Origin of the sequence: Streptomyces sp. NBC_00464 (genome assembly GCF_036013915.1) — a bacterium.
In the GTDB taxonomy this organism is placed as follows: domain Bacteria; phylum Actinomycetota; class Actinomycetes; order Streptomycetales; family Streptomycetaceae; genus Streptomyces.
The window spans coordinates 518,483-535,509 of the sequence record NZ_CP107899.1; the positions used below are offsets into that span (position 1 = coordinate 518,483).

15 protein-coding genes are annotated in these 17,027 nt (G+C 72.1%); 6 read left to right on the plus strand and 9 right to left on the minus strand.

The window, feature by feature from the left end:
* Window positions 1-85: 85 nt before the first annotated feature.
* Window positions 86-1,783 carry an amidohydrolase gene (locus tag OG912_RS02255; protein WP_327707909.1) on the minus strand — a complete coding sequence of 566 codons (1,698 nt, stop codon included), beginning with the start codon at window positions 1,781-1,783 and terminating at the stop codon, window positions 86-88.
* A 128-nt stretch (window positions 1,784-1,911) separates the two neighbouring features.
* Between OG912_RS02255 and OG912_RS02260 the strand changes: the two genes are divergently transcribed.
* Complete coding sequence (locus OG912_RS02260; RefSeq protein ID WP_327707910.1) at window positions 1,912-2,607, plus strand: TetR/AcrR family transcriptional regulator; 696 nt, start codon at window positions 1,912-1,914, stop codon at window positions 2,605-2,607.
* Window positions 2,608-2,699: 92 nt separating this feature from the next.
* On the opposite strand, the gene OG912_RS02265 is transcribed toward OG912_RS02260, so the two are convergent.
* From OG912_RS02265 to OG912_RS02290, 6 genes are all read right to left on the minus strand, one after another.
* The gene (locus OG912_RS02265; RefSeq protein ID WP_327707911.1) at window positions 2,700-4,331 is read right to left on the minus strand and encodes a flavin monoamine oxidase family protein; all 1,632 of its coding nucleotides are present in this window, start codon (window positions 4,329-4,331) and stop codon (window positions 2,700-2,702) included.
* A 139-nt stretch (window positions 4,332-4,470) separates the two neighbouring features.
* Window positions 4,471-5,883: an amidase gene (locus OG912_RS02270; protein WP_327707912.1), complete on the minus strand. Its 1,413-nt coding sequence runs from the start codon at window positions 5,881-5,883 to the stop codon at window positions 4,471-4,473.
* Between the two features lie 28 nt (window positions 5,884-5,911).
* Window positions 5,912-6,595, minus strand: a complete 684-nt coding sequence (locus OG912_RS02275) for an ABC transporter ATP-binding protein (RefSeq protein ID WP_327707913.1) — start codon at window positions 6,593-6,595, stop codon at window positions 5,912-5,914.
* The gene (locus OG912_RS02280; RefSeq protein ID WP_327707914.1) at window positions 6,595-8,433 is read right to left on the minus strand and encodes a branched-chain amino acid ABC transporter ATP-binding protein/permease; all 1,839 of its coding nucleotides are present in this window, start codon (window positions 8,431-8,433) and stop codon (window positions 6,595-6,597) included. Before OG912_RS02280 ends, OG912_RS02275 begins: the two co-directional genes overlap by 1 nt.
* Window positions 8,430-9,662, minus strand: coding sequence for an ABC transporter substrate-binding protein (locus OG912_RS02285; RefSeq protein WP_327707915.1), 1,233 nt, complete (start codon window positions 9,660-9,662; stop codon window positions 8,430-8,432). Before OG912_RS02285 ends, OG912_RS02280 begins: the two co-directional genes overlap by 4 nt.
* Entirely contained in the window at window positions 9,623-10,498 is an 876-nt protein-coding gene (locus OG912_RS02290) for a branched-chain amino acid ABC transporter permease (RefSeq protein WP_327707916.1), read from the minus strand. Before OG912_RS02290 ends, OG912_RS02285 begins: the two co-directional genes overlap by 40 nt.
* Before the next feature lie 161 nt (window positions 10,499-10,659).
* On the opposite strand from OG912_RS02290, the gene OG912_RS02295 reads away from it, so the two are divergent.
* Window positions 10,660-11,613, plus strand: a complete 954-nt coding sequence (locus OG912_RS02295; RefSeq protein WP_327707917.1) for a helix-turn-helix domain-containing protein — start codon at window positions 10,660-10,662, stop codon at window positions 11,611-11,613.
* Window positions 11,614-11,632: 19 nt separating this feature from the next.
* Here the strand turns inward: OG912_RS02295 and OG912_RS02300 are convergent, their stop codons facing one another.
* Complete coding sequence (locus tag OG912_RS02300; RefSeq protein WP_327707918.1) at window positions 11,633-12,496, minus strand: PaaX family transcriptional regulator; 864 nt, start codon at window positions 12,494-12,496, stop codon at window positions 11,633-11,635.
* A 117-nt stretch (window positions 12,497-12,613) separates the two neighbouring features.
* Between OG912_RS02300 and OG912_RS02305 the strand changes: the two genes are divergently transcribed.
* From OG912_RS02305 to OG912_RS02320, 4 genes are read left to right on the plus strand one after another with little or no spacing between them, the layout of a single operon-like run.
* Window positions 12,614-13,516, plus strand: coding sequence for an SDR family NAD(P)-dependent oxidoreductase (locus OG912_RS02305; protein WP_327707919.1), 903 nt, complete (start codon window positions 12,614-12,616; stop codon window positions 13,514-13,516).
* A 14-nt stretch (window positions 13,517-13,530) separates the two neighbouring features.
* On the plus strand, window positions 13,531-14,400 hold the full coding sequence (locus tag OG912_RS02310; RefSeq protein WP_327713320.1) for an amidohydrolase family protein: 870 nt from the start codon (window positions 13,531-13,533) through the stop codon (window positions 14,398-14,400).
* A 12-nt stretch (window positions 14,401-14,412) separates the two neighbouring features.
* On the plus strand, window positions 14,413-15,930 hold the full coding sequence (locus OG912_RS02315; protein ID WP_327707920.1) for an acyl-CoA synthetase: 1,518 nt from the start codon (window positions 14,413-14,415) through the stop codon (window positions 15,928-15,930).
* Window positions 15,931-15,968: 38 nt separating this feature from the next.
* Entirely contained in the window at window positions 15,969-16,424 is a 456-nt protein-coding gene (locus OG912_RS02320) for a MaoC family dehydratase (RefSeq protein ID WP_327707921.1), read from the plus strand.
* Between the two features lie 60 nt (window positions 16,425-16,484).
* Here the strand turns inward: OG912_RS02320 and OG912_RS02325 are convergent, their stop codons facing one another.
* Window positions 16,485-17,021, minus strand: coding sequence for an O-acetyl-ADP-ribose deacetylase (locus OG912_RS02325; protein WP_326739974.1), 537 nt, complete (start codon window positions 17,019-17,021; stop codon window positions 16,485-16,487).
* Window positions 17,022-17,027 lie beyond the last annotated feature (6 nt).

A 17,027-nucleotide genomic window follows, 5' to 3' on the forward strand; every position in this document is an offset into this window, starting at 1 on the left:
CGGCCGTCTCGATCCTGCACTCTGCGATGGCACTGTCTGTCTCCGTCCGGGGTGGGGTCGATGAAGTGCGTGGGGGGGGGCTGCGTCAGTCGGTCGACGCAGTGGGCGCGGTCGCGTCCGCGTCGAACACGAGGCGGCCTTCGACGTAGGTCCGGCGGACCCGGACGTCGCCTATCTCGTCGGCGGGGCGCGTGAACGGGTCACGGTCGAGGACGACGAGGTCCGCGTACTTGCCCACCTCGACCGTGCCGGTCACGTCGTCGAGGTGGTTCACCCAGGCGGTACCCGCGGTGTACGCGGTGAGCGCCTCGGCCAGGGTCAGTGCCTGTTCGGGGTAGAACGGCGGGTACGTCTCGCCCTCGGGGAGTTCCCGGGCCGGGGCGGTACGGTTGACCGCCACGTGGATGCCCCACAGCGGGTTGGGGCTGCTCACCGACCAGTCGCTGCCGGCGGCGAGGTGGGCACCGGCGCGGCGCAGATCCCCGAACGGGTACTGCTGGGCGGCGCGTTCGGCCCCGAGGAAGGGGATGGTCAGCTCGTCCATCTGTGGCTCGTGGGCGGCCCACAGCGGCTGGATGTTCGCGGCGACGCCGAGTTCCGCGAAACGCGCGATGTCATCGGGGTGGACAACCTGGAGGTGGGCCAGGTGGTGCCGGTGGTCGTTTGCGCCGTTGGCGGCACGGGCCTCGCCGAGCGCGTCGAGTGCCTCGCGCACGGCCCGGTCGCCGAGGGCGTGGAAGTGGACCTGGAAGCCGGACCGGTCGAGCGCGCACACCGCTTCCTTCAGCAGTCCGGGCTCGACGAAGCTCAGGCCGGAGTTGCCGGTCGCGCAGCCGCAGCCGTCCAGATAGGGCTCCAGCATCCCGGCGGTGAAGTTCTCCGCGACGCCGTCCTGCATGATCTTGATGCTGGTGGCGCCGAAGCGGCCCTCCCGGCCGATGCGGCGACGCTCCTCCAGCTCCGGAAGCTGCTCCATCCCGCGGTTGCGGTCCCACCACAGGGCGCCGACGACCCGGGCGAGCAGCGAGCCCTCGCGGGCCGCACGCAGGTAGACGGGCAGGTTGTCCGGGTAGCCGTGGAAGGAGCCGATCATGGCGTCCTGCCACCCGGTGACCCCGAGTGAGAACAGGTACTCCTGAGCGGCGAGCAGTCCGGCGTACGTCTCGTCCTCGGTCGCGACGGGAACGTGCTTGGCGACCAGCTCGACGGCGCCCTCGTGCAGGGTGCCGGCCGGGGTGCCGTCCGCCTCCCGCTCGATACGGCCGTCGGCCGGGTCGGCGGTGTGCCGGTCGACACCGGCGATCTCCAGGGCGCGGGTGTTGACCCATGCACCGTGGCCGTCGCAGTTCATGAGAAGCACGGGCCGGTCGGGCACCACCGCGTCGAGCATGGAACGCGTCGGTGTGCCGCCCGGGAAGCAGTCCATCGACCAGCCGCCGCCACGGATCCAGGCCGTGTCCGGGTGGTCCTCGGCGTACTGGGCCACCACGTCGAGACAGCCATCGGCGGTGGTCTGCTCGCTCTGGTCGCAGCCGAGCATCTGGGTGCCACCCATCACGGGGTGGATGTGCGCGTCCTGGAATCCGGGGACGAGCAGGCCGCCCTCCAGATCGACGACCTCCGTACCGGCGCCGGTCAGCGTGCGCACCGTACCCACGTCGGCGACGGCGATGATGCGGCCGCCCGCGACGGCGACGGCCGCTTCAACCGGGACGGGGCCCGCTCCGGTGAAGACCCGGCCCCCGACGAAGACGGTGTCGGCTCGTTCGCTGCTGTGCGCCATCAATTCAACCTCCAGCAGGGCGGAATGACCCGCCCGACGTGTTCGTTGAGGAGGAGTGAACGACAGCGCAACAGCGCTGTCAACAGTGTTGCGCTCAGTGCATCCCGAACCGATACACTGGCCGCACCATGCCGAAGTCACCCGCCACCAAGGCCCGGAGCAAGCGCGCCGGCAGTCAGCTCACGCCCGCCGCGATCATCGAAGCGAGCCTGCGCATCGCCGCCCGGGGAAGCGAGGACGCCTTCACCGTCCGGCGCCTGGGCGAGGAGCTCGGGGCGGATCCGACCGCGATCTACCGGCACTTCCGCGACAAGGACGAGCTGTTGCTGTCGGTCGCGGACCACATGCTCGGCGAGGCGCTCGACGCCATCCCCGACGGCCTCGACTGGAAGGCCCGCATCCGGGCACTCGCCGACGCCTCCCTCGCGGTCGCCCTCAAGTACCCGGTGGTGGGCTCCGCCATGGCGAGCCGGACCACGCGCCGCGCCAACGAGTTCCGGGTCGTCGAACTCATCCTCGGCGCCGTACGGGAGGCCGGTCTGGAGGGGGCCGAGGCCGCCGTCCACTACCGCATGATCGGGGACACCCTCCTCGCGTACGTGGGGCAGCAGGCCGCGTTCCTGCTGTTCGACGCGGACGCCCGCGCGGCCGACGACTCCGCGTGGAGCCGCGAGTACCGGCTGGTCGACCCGCAGCGTTTCCCCCACATCACCGGCCTCAGTGGCGAACTGGCCGCGGTGACGGACGAGCAGATCTTCGGCGCCACGGTCGAGGCCCTGATCTCGGCCGTCGAAGGGAGCGCCGAAAGCCTGCGGGGCGCCTGACCGGGGTCGGTCCTTCGCCGGGTTGTCCGGCTCGGTCGCCCGGGACACGGGGGCCCGGCCGGAAGGAGTCCGGCCGGGCCCGTCGGCCTCCGCTACAGGAGGCCGAGGTCCGTGAGGATCTCGTCGGCCGCGCGCAGGCCGGACTCCGCTCCGCCCTCCATGTAGCCCTGGGCTTCCTCGGACGTGTGCTCACCCGCGAAGTGGGTGTTGCCCTGGCGGACCGCCTCGTAGCCCGCGTACTGGTGGGCGTAGCCGGGCGGCCATGCGGAGTACGAGCCGTACGCGTTCGGGTTGAGCGGCCAGGCCGCCAGTGTGGCCTTGCCGGTCCAGTGGGCGGTCAGGCCGGGGAAGACCGGTTCGAGCTGGGCGAGCGCCGCCCGCGCGTATCCGGCGATCTGCGGGTCGGCGGCGGTGCGGAACGGAGCGGACGGGGTGAAGTCCGCCGCGTGGCTGCCGCCCGCGTACACGGTCAGGATGCCCTTGCCACCGGGCTGGGCCCTGCTGGAGTCCCACGAGGTCTGGTAGCCGGTGTCGGTCATCGTGCTGCCGGTGGCCACACCCCACGGACCGGCGGTGTTCCAGTGGCGGGTGTCGAACTGCAGGGAGAGCTTGCAGTTCTGTCCCATCGCCATCGCGGTGATGCTGCCGAGCTTGAGGCTGTCGAACCCGGACGCGGAGAGGTCGAGTCTCTTGAGCACGCCGACCGGAAGGGCGAGCACGGTGTGGTCGGCGAGGACCGTCTGCGTACAGCCGTCGACGGTGAAGGTGAGCGTCTGCCGGCCTCCCGGGGCCGCGGCCACGGCCTGGAGCCGCCGGCCTTGGCGTACCGTCCCCGGGGGCAGGGCCGCGGCGATCGCCTGCGGCAGGCGCTGGTTGCCGCCGCGGACGTGATAGCGGGTGTCGCTCTCACCGAACAGCGCGAAGCCGTTGGGGGTGGGCTGGTAGGCGAGCAGGCCGACGATGCCGAGCGCGGACGACGCCTGGGTGTCCACGCCGAACTCGGTGGTGTAGGCGACGTCGAGGAGTTGTCCGAACGGCGAGGCGTGGCCACCGGGAACACGGGTGGCGATCCAGTCGTGGATGGTCATGTTCGACAGGGCCACGGCTCCGGGGCTGTTGGCGGTGTTCCAGCCGACGGGCCAGTCGAAGGTGGCGAGGTCCTGCTGGAGTACCGGCTTCAGCTTCTTGAAGTCGGCACTCGCCTGGGCGTAGGTGTAGTAGGCACCGTCGAAGCGGTAGACCTCGGTCGCACCGGCCGGTTCGGCGGCTCGCAGGTCGTCGAGGGGCAGGCCGAAGCGGGCGGCGAGCGACTGCATCAGGGCGTGCCCGGTGTCGATCATCTCCCCGCCCCACTCGGAGGTCTGGCCGTCGCCCCAGTAGGAGCCGGCCGGGTTGGAGTGGATCCGGCCGCCGACCCTGGTGTCGGCCTCGTGGACGGTGCAGGCGATGCCGTGGTCGGCGAGCCGCAGGGCCGCGGTCAGTCCGGCGATGCCGGCGCCCACGATCGCGACCACGGGCGGGGAGACGGTGGAGGCCTGGGCGGTGGAGGCCGCGCCGACGCCGGTGGCGGCCAGGCCCACGCCGGCGGCGAGTCCGCCGAGAACCGTGCGCCGGGAGGGGCCTCCGGCAGCCCCGCCGGTGTCGGCGCCGTCGGAGGTGCCGGTGTCGGCGGAGTGTTCGGCGACGATACGGCGCAACGTGCGGGCGAGTGCGGTGCGTGCCATGTACGGCTCCTTCTCCTGTGGTGGCCGGGTCCCGGCCCGGGACGGGGAGGGACCCGGAAGCGGCGGTGGCGCGGTGCCACCGCCGACGTGGCAGGCGCCTCGCGTACGAGGCGGACTCACTCGGCGCAGAGCTGCCGGCTCAGCCGACGTAGCGCGCGGGGCGACGGTGCGGCCATCCGTCCAGTTCCTCCAGTTCGGCGGAGACCCGGATGAGGGCGGCCTCGTCCCACGGCCCGGCAATCAGCTGACTGCCGGCGGGGAGGCCCCCGGCCGAGGTGAAGGTGGGCAGGCTGACGGCGGGCTGACCGGTGATGTTGCAGATCGAGGTGAAGGAGATCATCTGCGTCTCGGTCGTACGCGGGCCGCCCGGGTCCTCGTTGGCCTCCTTGAGCAGGGCGTCCACCGGCGGCGGCAGGCAGGCCATGGTGGGGGTGAGCAGCAGGTCGAACTCCTGGCCCCACTGGGCGCGGACCGCCCGTGCCTCCTCGGCGAGCAGCTGCGCGGCCCGGGTGTATTCGCCCGAGTGCCGGCCGGCGGCCCGCTCCATCCGGAAGCGGAGGTGCGGCTCGGCGAGTTCCGGTTGCTGGTACGGGGCTGCCCAGAGCGCTGCGTCCAGCACGGTCTGCGCGTATCCGATGATCGCCTCCTCGCTGAAGAAGCGGGGCGAGGCGGGGGCGACGTCGTGGCCGAGGGAGACGAGCAGCCGGGCGGTGTGCTCGGCGGCCTCGACACAGCTCGGGTCGACGGGCAGGCCGGTGGGGGCCTCGGTGAGCAGCCCGATCCGCAGGCGTCCGCCGTCGCGGCCGGCCTCGTCGAGGAAGGGCCGCTCGGGGGCGGGTGCCTGGTACATGGCGAGCCGGTCGGGCACCGACATCGCGTCGAGCATCGCGGCGGCGTCCCGGGTGGTGCGGGTGATGGCTCCCTCGACCGTGGCGTGCTCCCAGCCGGGCACGTGCTGGGGGACGCGGCCCCGGCTGGGCTTGAGGCCGAGCAGCCCGCAGGAGGAGGACGGCATACGGATCGAGCCGCCGCCGTCGTTGGCGTGGGCGACGGGCGCGAGGCCGGCGGCGACGGCGGCCGCGGCGCCGCCGCTGGACCCGCCGGAGGAGTATGCGGGGTTCCAGGGGTTGCGGGTGCTGCCGAAGCGGCTGTTGTCGGTGGTCGACAGGAGGCCCATCTCGGGCGAGTTGGTGCGCCCCATCAGGAGGAAGCCGGCGTCGAGCAGCCGCCGGACCACGGGCTCGGTGAGGGTGCGGGGGCGGTCGTCGACCCCGTACGAGCCATAGGTGGCGGGCTGGCCCTCGACCTGGGTCAGCTCCTTGACCGGGACGGGCACTCCGTGGAAGGGCGGGAGGGGTCCGCCGTCGGTGACGGCCTTCTCGGCACGGCGCGCGGCCGTACGGCAGGCCTCTTCGTCGAGCCAGGTGAACGCGGCGAGTTCTCCGTTGTGCTCCTCGATCCGCCCGAGGTAGGTGTCGGCGACCTCGACGGGGCTGAGGTCGCGCCGGCGGATCGCCGCCGCGAGGTCGGTGGCTGAGTCGAACGGGTCCATGGTGGTGGCTCCAGAAAGGGTGGGGCGGTCAGCGGACAGCGAGGATCTCGTCGAGCCGGTCGCGCAGGCCGGGGCCGTTGGGTGCGTCGAGGACGACGTGTCCGGCCTCCATCGCCACGACGTGCCGGCAGTGGTCGAGGAGTGCGCCGGCGTGCTGGTCGACGAGGAGGACGGCCACGCCGGCGGCGGCGATCGCTCCGAGGGCTTCCAGCACGTCGGCGACGACGGAGGGCTGGAGTCCCTGGGTGAGTTCGTCGACCGCGATGAGCGTCCGGCCGGCGAGCATGGCGCGTGCGATGCCCAGTTGCTGCTTCTGCCCTCCCGAGAGCGTGCCCGCCTGCTGACGGGCGCGGTCGGTGAGGAGCGGGAAGACGGCGTACGGGTCGACGGCCGGGACGACGTCCCGGCGGCGTGCGAGACGGAGGTTCTCGGCGACGGTGAGCGTCGGGAACACGCCCCGGTCCTCCGGCATCAGGGTGGCGCCGCCGCGGGCGAGTAGCTCGGGCCGGCCGGGGGGCACGCGGTTGTCGTCGAGGGTCACCTCGCCGCCGTGCCGGTCGGCGAGGCCGAAGACGGTCCGCAGCAGGGTCGTCTTGCCGGCACCGTTGCGGCCGATGAGGGCGGTGATCTCGCCGCCGCGTACGGTCAGATCGGTCGGACGGACCACGGCGGCCTGCCCGTATCCGCCGGCGAGGCCGGTCAGTTCGAGCATCAGCGCACTCCCAGATAGGCGGCGCGGACCGCCGGATCGGCGGCCACCGCGTCGAGCGGGCCGCGGGCGAGCACCCGTCCCCCGGCCAGGACGACGACGTCGTCGGCCAGTTCCCGCACGATGTCCATGTCGTGCTCCACCACCAGCAGGGCGCATCCGGTGCGGCGGTTGACCGCGCGAAGTTCGCGGGTGAGACGGCGGGCGTCGTCGGGGCCGAGTCCGGCGGCGGGTTCGTCGAGCAGCAGCAGGCGGGGTGCCGCGGTGAGGACCATGGCCAGTTCCAGACGCCGCCGGTCGGCGAGCGGAAGGGTGCCGGCGGGCCGGAGCCCGTCGTCGACGAGATCCCGGAACTCGGCGGGCGGTTCGGTGGGTTCGGGCGCCTGCATCCGGGCGAGGCGGAGGTTGTCGGCCGGGGAGAGTTCGGCGACCACACTGGGTATCTGGAACATCCGGCCGACGCCGAGTCCCACGCGCCGGTGGACCGGGAGGCCGGCCGCGTCGGTACCGAAGAGGCGCAGGGTGCCCGCGTCCGGGGTGAGCTGTCCGGCGACGACGTTCAGGAAGGTGCTCTTCCCGGCGCCGTTCGGGCCGATCAGGCACACACAGCGGCCGGCGTCGACGACGAGGTCCACCCCGGCGAGCACCTCGACGGGGCCGAAGGACTTGCGGATGCCGGCGACGGCGAGCGGGGCGGGGCCGCTCGGACCCGGTGCCCGTGCGACGGACGGATCCGGTCCGTCGCCGGTGGCCGGGGCGGTCGCCCGCCCGGTGCGCGCGGACGTACGGCGTGGGCGGCGGCGGCTCTCGGACGGCAGCCGTACGACGGGTCCCGGGCCCGCCAGCCACCGGCGCGGCACGGCCGTGAGCCCGGCCGGCGCCACCTGGACGACCAGCAGGAACAGGGCGGCGAGGGCGAGGACGTACCAGCCCTGCCAGACGGAGCCCAGGTACTGCTGGCCCACGGTGACGGCGATCGCCCCCACGAACGGCCCGGCGGTGGACTCACGCCCGCCGAGGGCCAGCCAGATCAGCACGGACGTGGAGAGGCCGAGGCCGAAGACCTGTGGCGACACCAGTCCGGCCACGGGTGCGTACAGCGCTCCGGCCACGGCGGCGACGGCCGCGCTCGCGGCGAACGCGGTGGCTCGCACCCGGGTCGGGTCGATGCCGCTCTGAGCGGCCCGTTCGGGGTTGCGGGCCGCGGCGATGAGGCGGGCACCGAACCGGCCGCGGACGAGGAGCACGCCGCAGCCCGTCACCACGGCCGCGACGACGGCGAGGGTGACGTAGTAGGAGGTCACCACGTCGGGCCCGGAGGCGGGCAGCCCGTTGGTCCCGCCGGTGAGCCCGGTGAACGTGGTGGCGGCGCGCTGGAGCAGCAGACCGACGCCGATGGTGAGGAGGATCAGCGGGGCGTCGGGGACCGGGGCCGCCAGCCCCGTCAGCACGACGGGCACGGCGATCACCACGGCGGCCGCGACGGCGGCGGCCACGGTCAGCGCCCAGGGCAGACCGTGTTCCTGGCCGAGTGCGACGGCGTACGCGCCGAGGCCGAAGAACGCGGCGTGCCCGACGCTCAGCAGTCCGGCCCGCCCCCAGCTGAGGTCGAGGCCGTAGGCGAAGAGGCCGTAGCACAGGCCCAGGGTGAGCGTGGCGACGGCGAAGGCATCGAGGCCGAAGGGGGCGGCGAGCAGAGCCACCCCCGCGACGCCCGGGAGCCCGGCGCGCAGTGAGCGGCGGAGCCGGCCGGGCCGGGGGGCCGAGGAGGCGGACACCGGTCCGGCCGCGGAGGGGGCGCCGGAGGCCGAGGGGGCGCCCGATGCGGCGGCGACGTTCACGAACACCCCTTCTTCGGGGTCGTGTCGGCGACCATCGGGTGGTTGCGGGTGACGTTGTACGCGCCGTCGCCGCCGATGGTGACCTGCTGCATGTCGGCCTGGAGCACATGGTTGGCGGCGTGGAAGCGCGTCCCCTTGCCCAGCGGGCTGTCGAAGGACAGCCGGCCGATCGCCCGGTTGACGGCCTCGGGGTCGTTCGAGCCCGCCTTGGCCGCGGCAGCGAGGAAGAACTCGACGCCGAAGTAGGCGTTTCCGGCCACCTCGGGCACCGGGGCCTTCCAGTCGTGGGCGGCCCGGTAGTCCTTCACGAAGCCGCGGCTCTCGGGGTCGTCCAGCCGGTCGCTCCAGCGCACCGTGTGGGTGCGGCCGGCCACCAGCGGACCGAGTGCCGGCTGGAAGTCGGCGTCCAGCGGGGCGCCCTCGAAGCCCAGCTTCGGAGTGAGGAGGCCGAACTGCTGCGCCTGCTTGCTGAAGGTGACCGCGTCCGCGCCGACGACCATGGACAGGACGGTGTCGGGCTTCGCGGACTTGAGCCGGCCGATGACCGGCTGCCAGTCGGTCTGGCCGAGCGGGCTGTACTCCTCGGCGACCACGGTGCCGCCCGCCTTCTTCACCAGTTCCCTGGCCACCCCGGCGTAGAAGTGCGGGTAGTTGTAGTCGGAGCCGACCAGCGCGACATCGGTGCCGTACTTCTCGATCAGTCCTGGCACGGTGGGCGTCAGCATCTGCCGGGTCGACTCGCCGAAGCCCCACTGGTAGGCGAAGCAGTGTTCGGTGTCGCCCAGGATGGCGGTGCCGAAGGGGACGTGTGCCTCGTCGGCGACTCTGCCGACGGCTTCCGCGGTGTCGCCGGTGATGGTGCCGAACAGCATCGTCACCTTGTCCTGACGTACCAGACGCCGGGCGAGCTGGGTGGAGTTGGCCGGGTCCCCCGCGTCGTCCACCACGACGTACTCCACCGGACGCCCGTGCACGCCCTGGTGGGAGTTGACCTCCTTCACGGCCAGTTCGAGCCCGTTGCGCAGGGCCGTGCCCACCTGGGAGGTGGGTCCGGTGAGCGGGACGATCACACCGATCCTGACCGGCCCACCCTTGTCCGGGGCGTCGTCGCCCGACATCGCCGCCCCCTGGCAGCCGGTGAGGGCGAGGGCGCAGGCAGCGGCCAGCGCCGGGGTCCGGGACGCGCGCATCAGACGGCGCCCACGGGTGCGGGAGTGCGACGGAACCATGCGGAGAACCTTCCGGTCCAGGGTCGCGAGCGCAGGGCTGCGGTCGCGACGACGACGGCGTAGAAGAGGGCTTCGGCGAGGGTGTCGGAGAGCCACGTGCGCAGCAGGACCGACAGCGCGGAGATCAGCAGGGCCGCGACCGCGGCAGTGACCAGGGAACCGGGGCGGCTGAGCAGCAGGCCGAAGAAGACGGGGACCAGCAGGCCGAATCCCATGCTGGGGTTGACCGCGAGAACGGGGCTGTAGAGGGCGCCGGCGAGAATCGCGAGCAGTCCGCCGACGGTGAAGGCGGTGGCGCGCATCCGTCGCGGGTCGGTGCCGAGCAGCGCCGCCATGGGCGGGTTGTCGGCCACGGCGCGCAGCCTCAGGCCCCAGTCCGTGCGGTGGGCCGCGAGAAGCACCAGTGTGATGACGGCGATCGCGGTCAGCGCGCACACCAGCCGGTAGGCGGGGTAGGGGGTGCCGAGGACGTCGAGCGTGCCGTCCACGGGCACGGCGACGGTGCGGGACGTTCCGGTGAAGAGGAGTTCCGCGCCCTGTCGCAGGGCCATGCCCAGGCCCCAGGTGACGAGCATGGCGGCCAGTCCGTCCGAGCCGGGGCGCCGCAGCAGCAGGCGTTCGATGACGAGGAGCAGGGGCACGCCGGCGGCGAGGGCCAGCAGTGTGCGGATTCCGAACGGGGCACCGGTCGCGGTGGCGGCGACGTAGGCGCCGGCCATGGCGAGGTCGCCCTGGGCGAGGTTGACCACCCGCGTCGCCGCGAAGATCACCGCGATCCCGACCGTGAGCAGGCCGTAGAGGCCGAACTGGCCGATGATGGCCAGAAGTACATCCATCTGTTACCGCCTGTGTGCTTCCGGGTGCGGCTGGGTCTCTGCGAGCATCTGGCAATCCCGTGGTGATCACTGGTCCGGCAGCGCAGAGTTCTGTGCCCGCAGTGCAGGGACCGGCGGCGCGAAGAATGCCGGCAGTGCGGGCGGGTGGGAGGGGAACGCGCATGCAGGTGGAGCGACGTGATGACGGCAATCTGGTCTTCGGCTACCTCGACACCGCTTCGGCGGACCTGCGGGGCGCCTTCGACACGGTCCTGGTCAGGGCAACCCAAGGTGACGAGGGGTACGCCGCCGACATGCGGCCGAGCCGCTTCGGCGCGCTGAGCGGGTGCGACATCAGCGGTGAGCAGGAGATACGGGTGATGCCCCGGCCCTCTCCCGCGGCACCCCGGCCGGGCCATCTGCTGGGCCTGCTGGTGGCGGGGCACGGCAAACTGGAGCAGGACGGGCGGCGGGCGGCACTCTCGCCGGGGGACTTCGTGCTGTACACGGGCGCGCGCCCGTTCCGGTTGGAACTCGGCCCCTCGCACCGGTACTTCGTCCTGTCGCTGGACTCCGCGACGGCCGGTCAGCTGGCTGCGGCGGTCGGCCCGGTGACGGCCAACCCGGAGCTGCCGCGTTCTGCGAGCGGACGGATGCTCGCGGCCGTGGTCGGCGAACTCGCCGAACGGGCTGACGGCTTCGGGCCGCTGGCGCGCCGGGAGATGGGCGAGCACGTGTCAGCGATCCTGCGGACGCTGCTGCGCGAGGCGGCCGGTGCGGGACCTGCCGTCGGCTCAGGGGCGGCGGAAGCCCTGGAACGGGTCCTCGCGTACATCGACGACCGACTGGCGGAAGATCTATCGCCGGGCGCGATCGCGGCGGCTCACCACATCTCGGTGCGTCATCTGCACGCGCTGTTCCGGGCGTCGGGGGCGACGGTGGGCGATCACGTGCGGCGCAGGCGCCTGGAACGGATCCGCCGGGACCTGCTCGACCCGGCGCTGAAACACCTGCCCGCCTACGTCCTGGCGTCCCGCGCAGGGCTGGGGGAAGCGAGCCATTTCAGCAGGGTGTTCCGGGCCGAGTTCGGCCTGTCGCCGCGCGCGGTGAGGGAACAGGCACGCGGCGGGGCCTGAGCGCGCCGGCGCGGGCCGGTCAGACCGTCGGCGCGTCCTCCCAGCGGTCCAGGATGTCCGCGGCGATCCGCTCGGCCTCCGGTTCGAAGCGGGCCGCGAGTTCACGGAACAGCGCTTCGGCGTCGGCTGCCGGCCATTGCGGGGGGAGGTGTTCGGCCGGCAGGTAGGGGTCGCCGCGCACCAGGTCGAGCCAATCCGTGTGCAGCAGGAGCTGACGGCCGAGGTCGTCCTGGGCGGCGGCCGCCCCGGAGCCGCCGCCCCAGCGGTCGAGGAAGTCGCGGTACCCCTCGGCGATCACGTCGATGTCGAAGGCGCTCCGGAGCAGGGAGCCGGCCTCGGTGGGTGCGGCGGCCTCGCCGTGGAAGCCCCTGATACGGTCCCCCAGCCCCAGTTCCGCGGCGATGAGTGCGATGTCGACGCGGCCGGGAGCAACCCACAGACCGCTCTGCAGCGGGCCGAACCCGGCCCAGACGAGCCGGGAACGCAGGTCGTGGCGTTCCCGGCGCCATGATTCGGGCAGCGAGAAGCCGACCAGGGTCCAGGTGCCGTCCCAGTCGCGGTTGACCGCACCGGTGCGCCAGATGCGCTCCTGTCCGTCGGCGAGAACGACTGCGGCGCGGTCGGTGAGCGAGAAGTACATCCTGCGCCCGCGCCGGTGCCGCGCGAGCAGACCACGACCCACCATGCGCGTGAGGGTCGAGCGGACCGCGTCCTCCCCGACGCCGACGCGGGTGAAGGCGTCGATGACGCTCGCCGAGGAGAGGGCGGCCTTCGTGCCGAGGACGTGGATGCCGAAGAAGCTCAGCATCAGGGACTGGGGGCGGGGCGGGGCACCGCGGTCGGCCGCGGGTTCCGGCTCGTGGGCGGGGTCGGGACGGGTCACGAGGACAGCGTAGAGGTGGGACACCTCCCACGACATTAATATTCGGCTACTTCTTGACCGTCGACATAATTCTGCCTAGCTTTGCGCCATCACCCTCTCAGGGAAAGGCCTCCATTCATGGACCTCACCGACAAGGTCGCCGTCGTCACGGGCAGCGGCCGTGGTCTCGGGCTCGCCTACGCGCAGTCCCTGGCGGCCGCCGGCGCTGCCGTCGTCGTCAACGACGTGGACCCCGAGGCCGCCGCGGCCGCCGTGAAGCAGATCACCGAGGCAGGCGGCCGGGCCGTCGCCGAAGTGGTGCCGGTCGGCACCACCGAGGCCGCCGAGACCCTGGTCGCCCGCGCGGTCGACACCTTCGGCCGACTCGACGTCATGGTCACCAACGCCGGCGTCCTGCGGGACAAGGTCCTGTGGAAGATGACCGACGACGACTTCGACACGGTCGTCCAGGTGCACCTGCGCGGAACGTTCACCTGCGGACGCGCTGCCGCCGTACGGATGCGCGAACAGGGTGAGGGCGGCCGCATCATCGTCGCCGGCTCCCCGGCCGGCCAGCGCGGCAACTTCGGCCAGACCAACTACGCCGCCGCCAAGGCCGGCATCGCGGCGATGGTCCGCACCTGGGCGATGGAGCTGGACCGTGCCGGGATCACCGCGAACGCCGTGATCCCGGTCGCCGCGACCGCCATGACGAAGACCATTCCCGCCTTCGCCCCGCACATCGAGGCCCTGGAGGAGCACGGCACGCCATTCCCGGACGCCCTGCGCAAGGGCGAGGGATTCGGCACCGCAGAAGACGTGGCCGGTCTCGTGACCTTCCTCGCCTCGGACGCATCGGCCGGGGTCAACGGCCAGTGCATCGGCGTCGGCGGGGACAGGCTCGCCCTGTGGTCGCATCCCCAGGAGATCTCGGTCGCGTACGCAGAGGGCGGCTGGAGCGCCGACGCGATCGCGGACGCCTGGCCCGTCTCCGTCGGCCGCGTCCCGGAGACCTTCGGCATCCCCGCCCCCCGGCTGTGAGGAACGCGACCGTGCTGAACCTCGACGAACTCGTCGCCATCGACTTCCACACGCACGCCGAGGTCTCCGCCAAGGGCGGCATCTCCCTCTCGGCCGAGCTGGACAGTGCCGCCGGCGCCTACTTCAAGGCGGAGCACCGCCATCCCACCCTGCCCGAGATCGCCGCGCACTACCGGGAACGCAAGATGGCCTGCGTCGTCTTCACCGTGGACGCGGAGTCGGCGACGGGCACCCCGCCGGTCCCGAACGAGGAGATCGCCGAAGCCGCTCTGGAGAACCCGGACGTCATCATCCCGTTCGCCGGTGTCGACCCCTACAAGGGCAAGGCGGCAGTCCGTCAGATCCACCGTCTGGTAACGGAGTTCGGCGTCAAGGGCTTCAAGTTCCACCCGAGCATCCAGGCGTTCCATCCGAACGACCGGATGGCATACCCCCTGTACGAGGCCATCGAGGAAGCCGGAGCCATCGCACTGTTCCACACCGGCCAGACCGGCATCGGTGCCGGTACGCCCGGTGGTGGCGGCATCCGTCTGAAGTACTCCAACCCGATGGACGTGGACGATGTGGCCGCCGACTTCCCAGGGATGCCGATCGTCCTCGCCCACCCGTCCTTCCCCTGGCAGGACGAGGCACTGGCGGTGGCCACCCACAAGCCGCAGGTCTACATCGACCTCTCCGGCTGGTCGCCGAAGTACTTCCCGCCGCAGCTGGTCAAGTACGCCAACAGCCTGCTGCAGGACAAGGTCCTGTTCGGCTCCGACTATCCGATGCTCTCGCCGGACCGCTGGCTGGCCGACTTCGCCGGACTCCCCATCAAGGACTCGGTACGGCCGAAGATCCTCAAGGAGAACGCGGCCGCACTGCTCGGTCTGACCCACCGCTGAGGGATGGCTCACATGCGTAATCAGGGCATCGGCTCCTGGGTCGTGCGACGCAACCGACGAACTCCCCGGCGCACCGCTCTCGTTCATGAGGGCCGCGCCTTCACTTATGCCGAACTGCACGAGCGCTCCACCCGACTCGCGCACGCGCTGAGGACATCGGGCGTACGCCGCGGTGACCGGGTGGCCTTCCTCGGACCGAACCATCCGGCCTACCTGGAGACACTGTTCGCCTCGGGGCTGCTCGGGGCCGTCTTCGTCCCGCTCAACACCCGTCTCGCGCTGCCGGAGTTGCTCCACCAGACGACGGACTCCGGATGCCGGGTCCTGGTGCACGCCCGGCAGCCCGGGGAGCGGGTGAAGGCACTGGCCGAGGGTTCCGGGATCGGCGCTGTGATCGCCGTCGAGCAGGGCCCGGGGGAATCGTACGAGGAACTGCTCGCCGGGGCCGGCACGGAGCCGGTGGACGAGGAGGTCGGCCATGAGGACGTCTGTCTCATCATGTACACCTCGGGAACCACCGGGCGTTCCAAGGGGGCGGTCCTCACTCACGGGAACATCGTGTGGAACAGCCTCAACGTCCTGGTCGACACCGACCTCGCGAGTGACGAAGTCGCCCTCGTCGGGGCACCGCTGTTCCACACCGCGGCCCTCAACATGAGCTGTCTGCCGACACTCCTCAAGGGCGGCACGGTGGTCCTGGAGTCCTCATTCGATGCGGCCCGCAGCCTGGAGCTGATCGAACAGCACGGCGTCACCTGCATGTTCGGCGTCCCTACGATGTACGACTCAATGGTGTCCGCGCCCGGCTGGGCGACGGCCGACCTGTCCAGCCTGCGGAATCTGCTCTGCGGCGGGGCCCCGGTCCCGTCGCGTACCGCACAGGCATGTCTGGACCGGGGGCTCACCTTCGTCCAGGGCTACGGCATGACGGAGACCTCCCCAGGGGCCCTCGTCCTCGGGCGGGCGGACTCGCTCGGCCACGCCGGATCGGCGGGAGTGCCGCACTTCTTCACGGACGTCGAGATCCTGCTGCCCTCGGGCGAGCGAGCGGCGACCGGCGAGAAGGGCGAGGTCGTCGTCTCGGGCCCCAATGTGACGCCCGGCTACTGGAATCTGCCCGAGGCGACCGCCGCGGCCTTCCTCGACGGGGCCCGGTTCCGTTCCGGCGATGTGGCGACCGTTGACGCGGACGGATTCGTCACCCTCGTCGACCGCCTCAAGGACATGATCATCTCGGGCGGCGAGAACATCTATCCGGCCGAGGTCGAGGACGTCCTGCTCGGTCATCCGGCGGTCGCCGAGGCCGCGGTCATCGGCGTCCCGGACCCGAAGTGGGGCGAGGTCGGACGCGCCGTGGTCGTGCTCCGCGCGGACGCGGCCGTCACTGCGGACGAGCTCATCACCCACCTGCGGGACCGGCTCGCCCGCTACAAGGTCCCCCGGTCGGTGGTCCTCACCACCGGACTCCCCCGCAATGCCACCGGAAAGCTCCTCAAGGCGCCGATCCGGGCCCGTTACGGCTCCGCCTGACCCACCCCGTTACCCCTCACTCATACCAAGGAGTACCCATGTCACTCAGCGTGAACGGAATCGACGAGATCAAGGCTCTGAACGGCGCCGACCTCGGCCACAGTTCCTGGCTGGAGATCGCCCAGGACCGGGTCGGCACCTTCGCCGACTCGACCGACGACCACCAGTGGATCCACGTCGACGTGGAGCGTGCGAAGGAGGGGCCGTTCGGCGGGACCATCGCCCACGGCTACCTGACCCTCGCGCTCCTCATCCCGATGTGGAGCGAGCTGCTCCAGGTCGAAGGCGTGTCGATGGCCGTCAACTACGGCTTGAACAAGGTCCGTTTTCCTTCCCCCGTGCGGGTCGGCTCGAAGATCCGCACGCATGGCCGCATCGCCTCGGTCGGGGACGTCAGGGGCGGGGTCGAGGTGGCCGTCGACCTCACGGTGGAGATCGACGGCTCGGAGAAGCCGGCGTGCGTCGCGCAGGCCCTGTACCGCTTCTACGCCTGATCACCGGCAGCCCGCGGTGCCCGAGCGCAGGCCGTCGACCGTTCGCGGCTCTCCCGCCCCTCAGGCCTGCGCCGCCAGCGCCTCCTCGAACTCCACGTACGCGTGCGCGTCGAACAGCACGAACCGCACCTCCTCGACGGGCGCGGCCGCCTCCGCCAGCACCGTGCGCACGGCGATGCGGGCGCCGTCGTCCATCGGCCAGCCGTAGATTCCGGTGGAGATCGCGGGGAAGGCGATGGTGCGGGCCCCCAACTCCGCTGCCACCCGTAGGGCTTCGCGGTAGCAGGACTCCAGCAGCGCCGAGCGGTCCTCGGCGCTGCTCCAGACCGGACCCACCGTGTGCACGACCCAGCGGGCGTCCAGCTTGCCGGCTGTGGTGGCGACCGCCTGGCCGGTCCGCAGCCCCTTGCCGTACTTCGACGCGCGCAACTCCCGGCAGGCGGCCAGGATTTGGGGGCCACCCCGGCGGTGGATCGCACCGTCGACCCCGCCGCCGCCGAGCAGGGAGGAGTTCGCGGCGTTGACGACGGCGTCGACGGACTGCCGGGTGATGTCGCCCCGTACGAGGGTGACGGTGACGGCGGAAGATGTGCGCATGCGGCC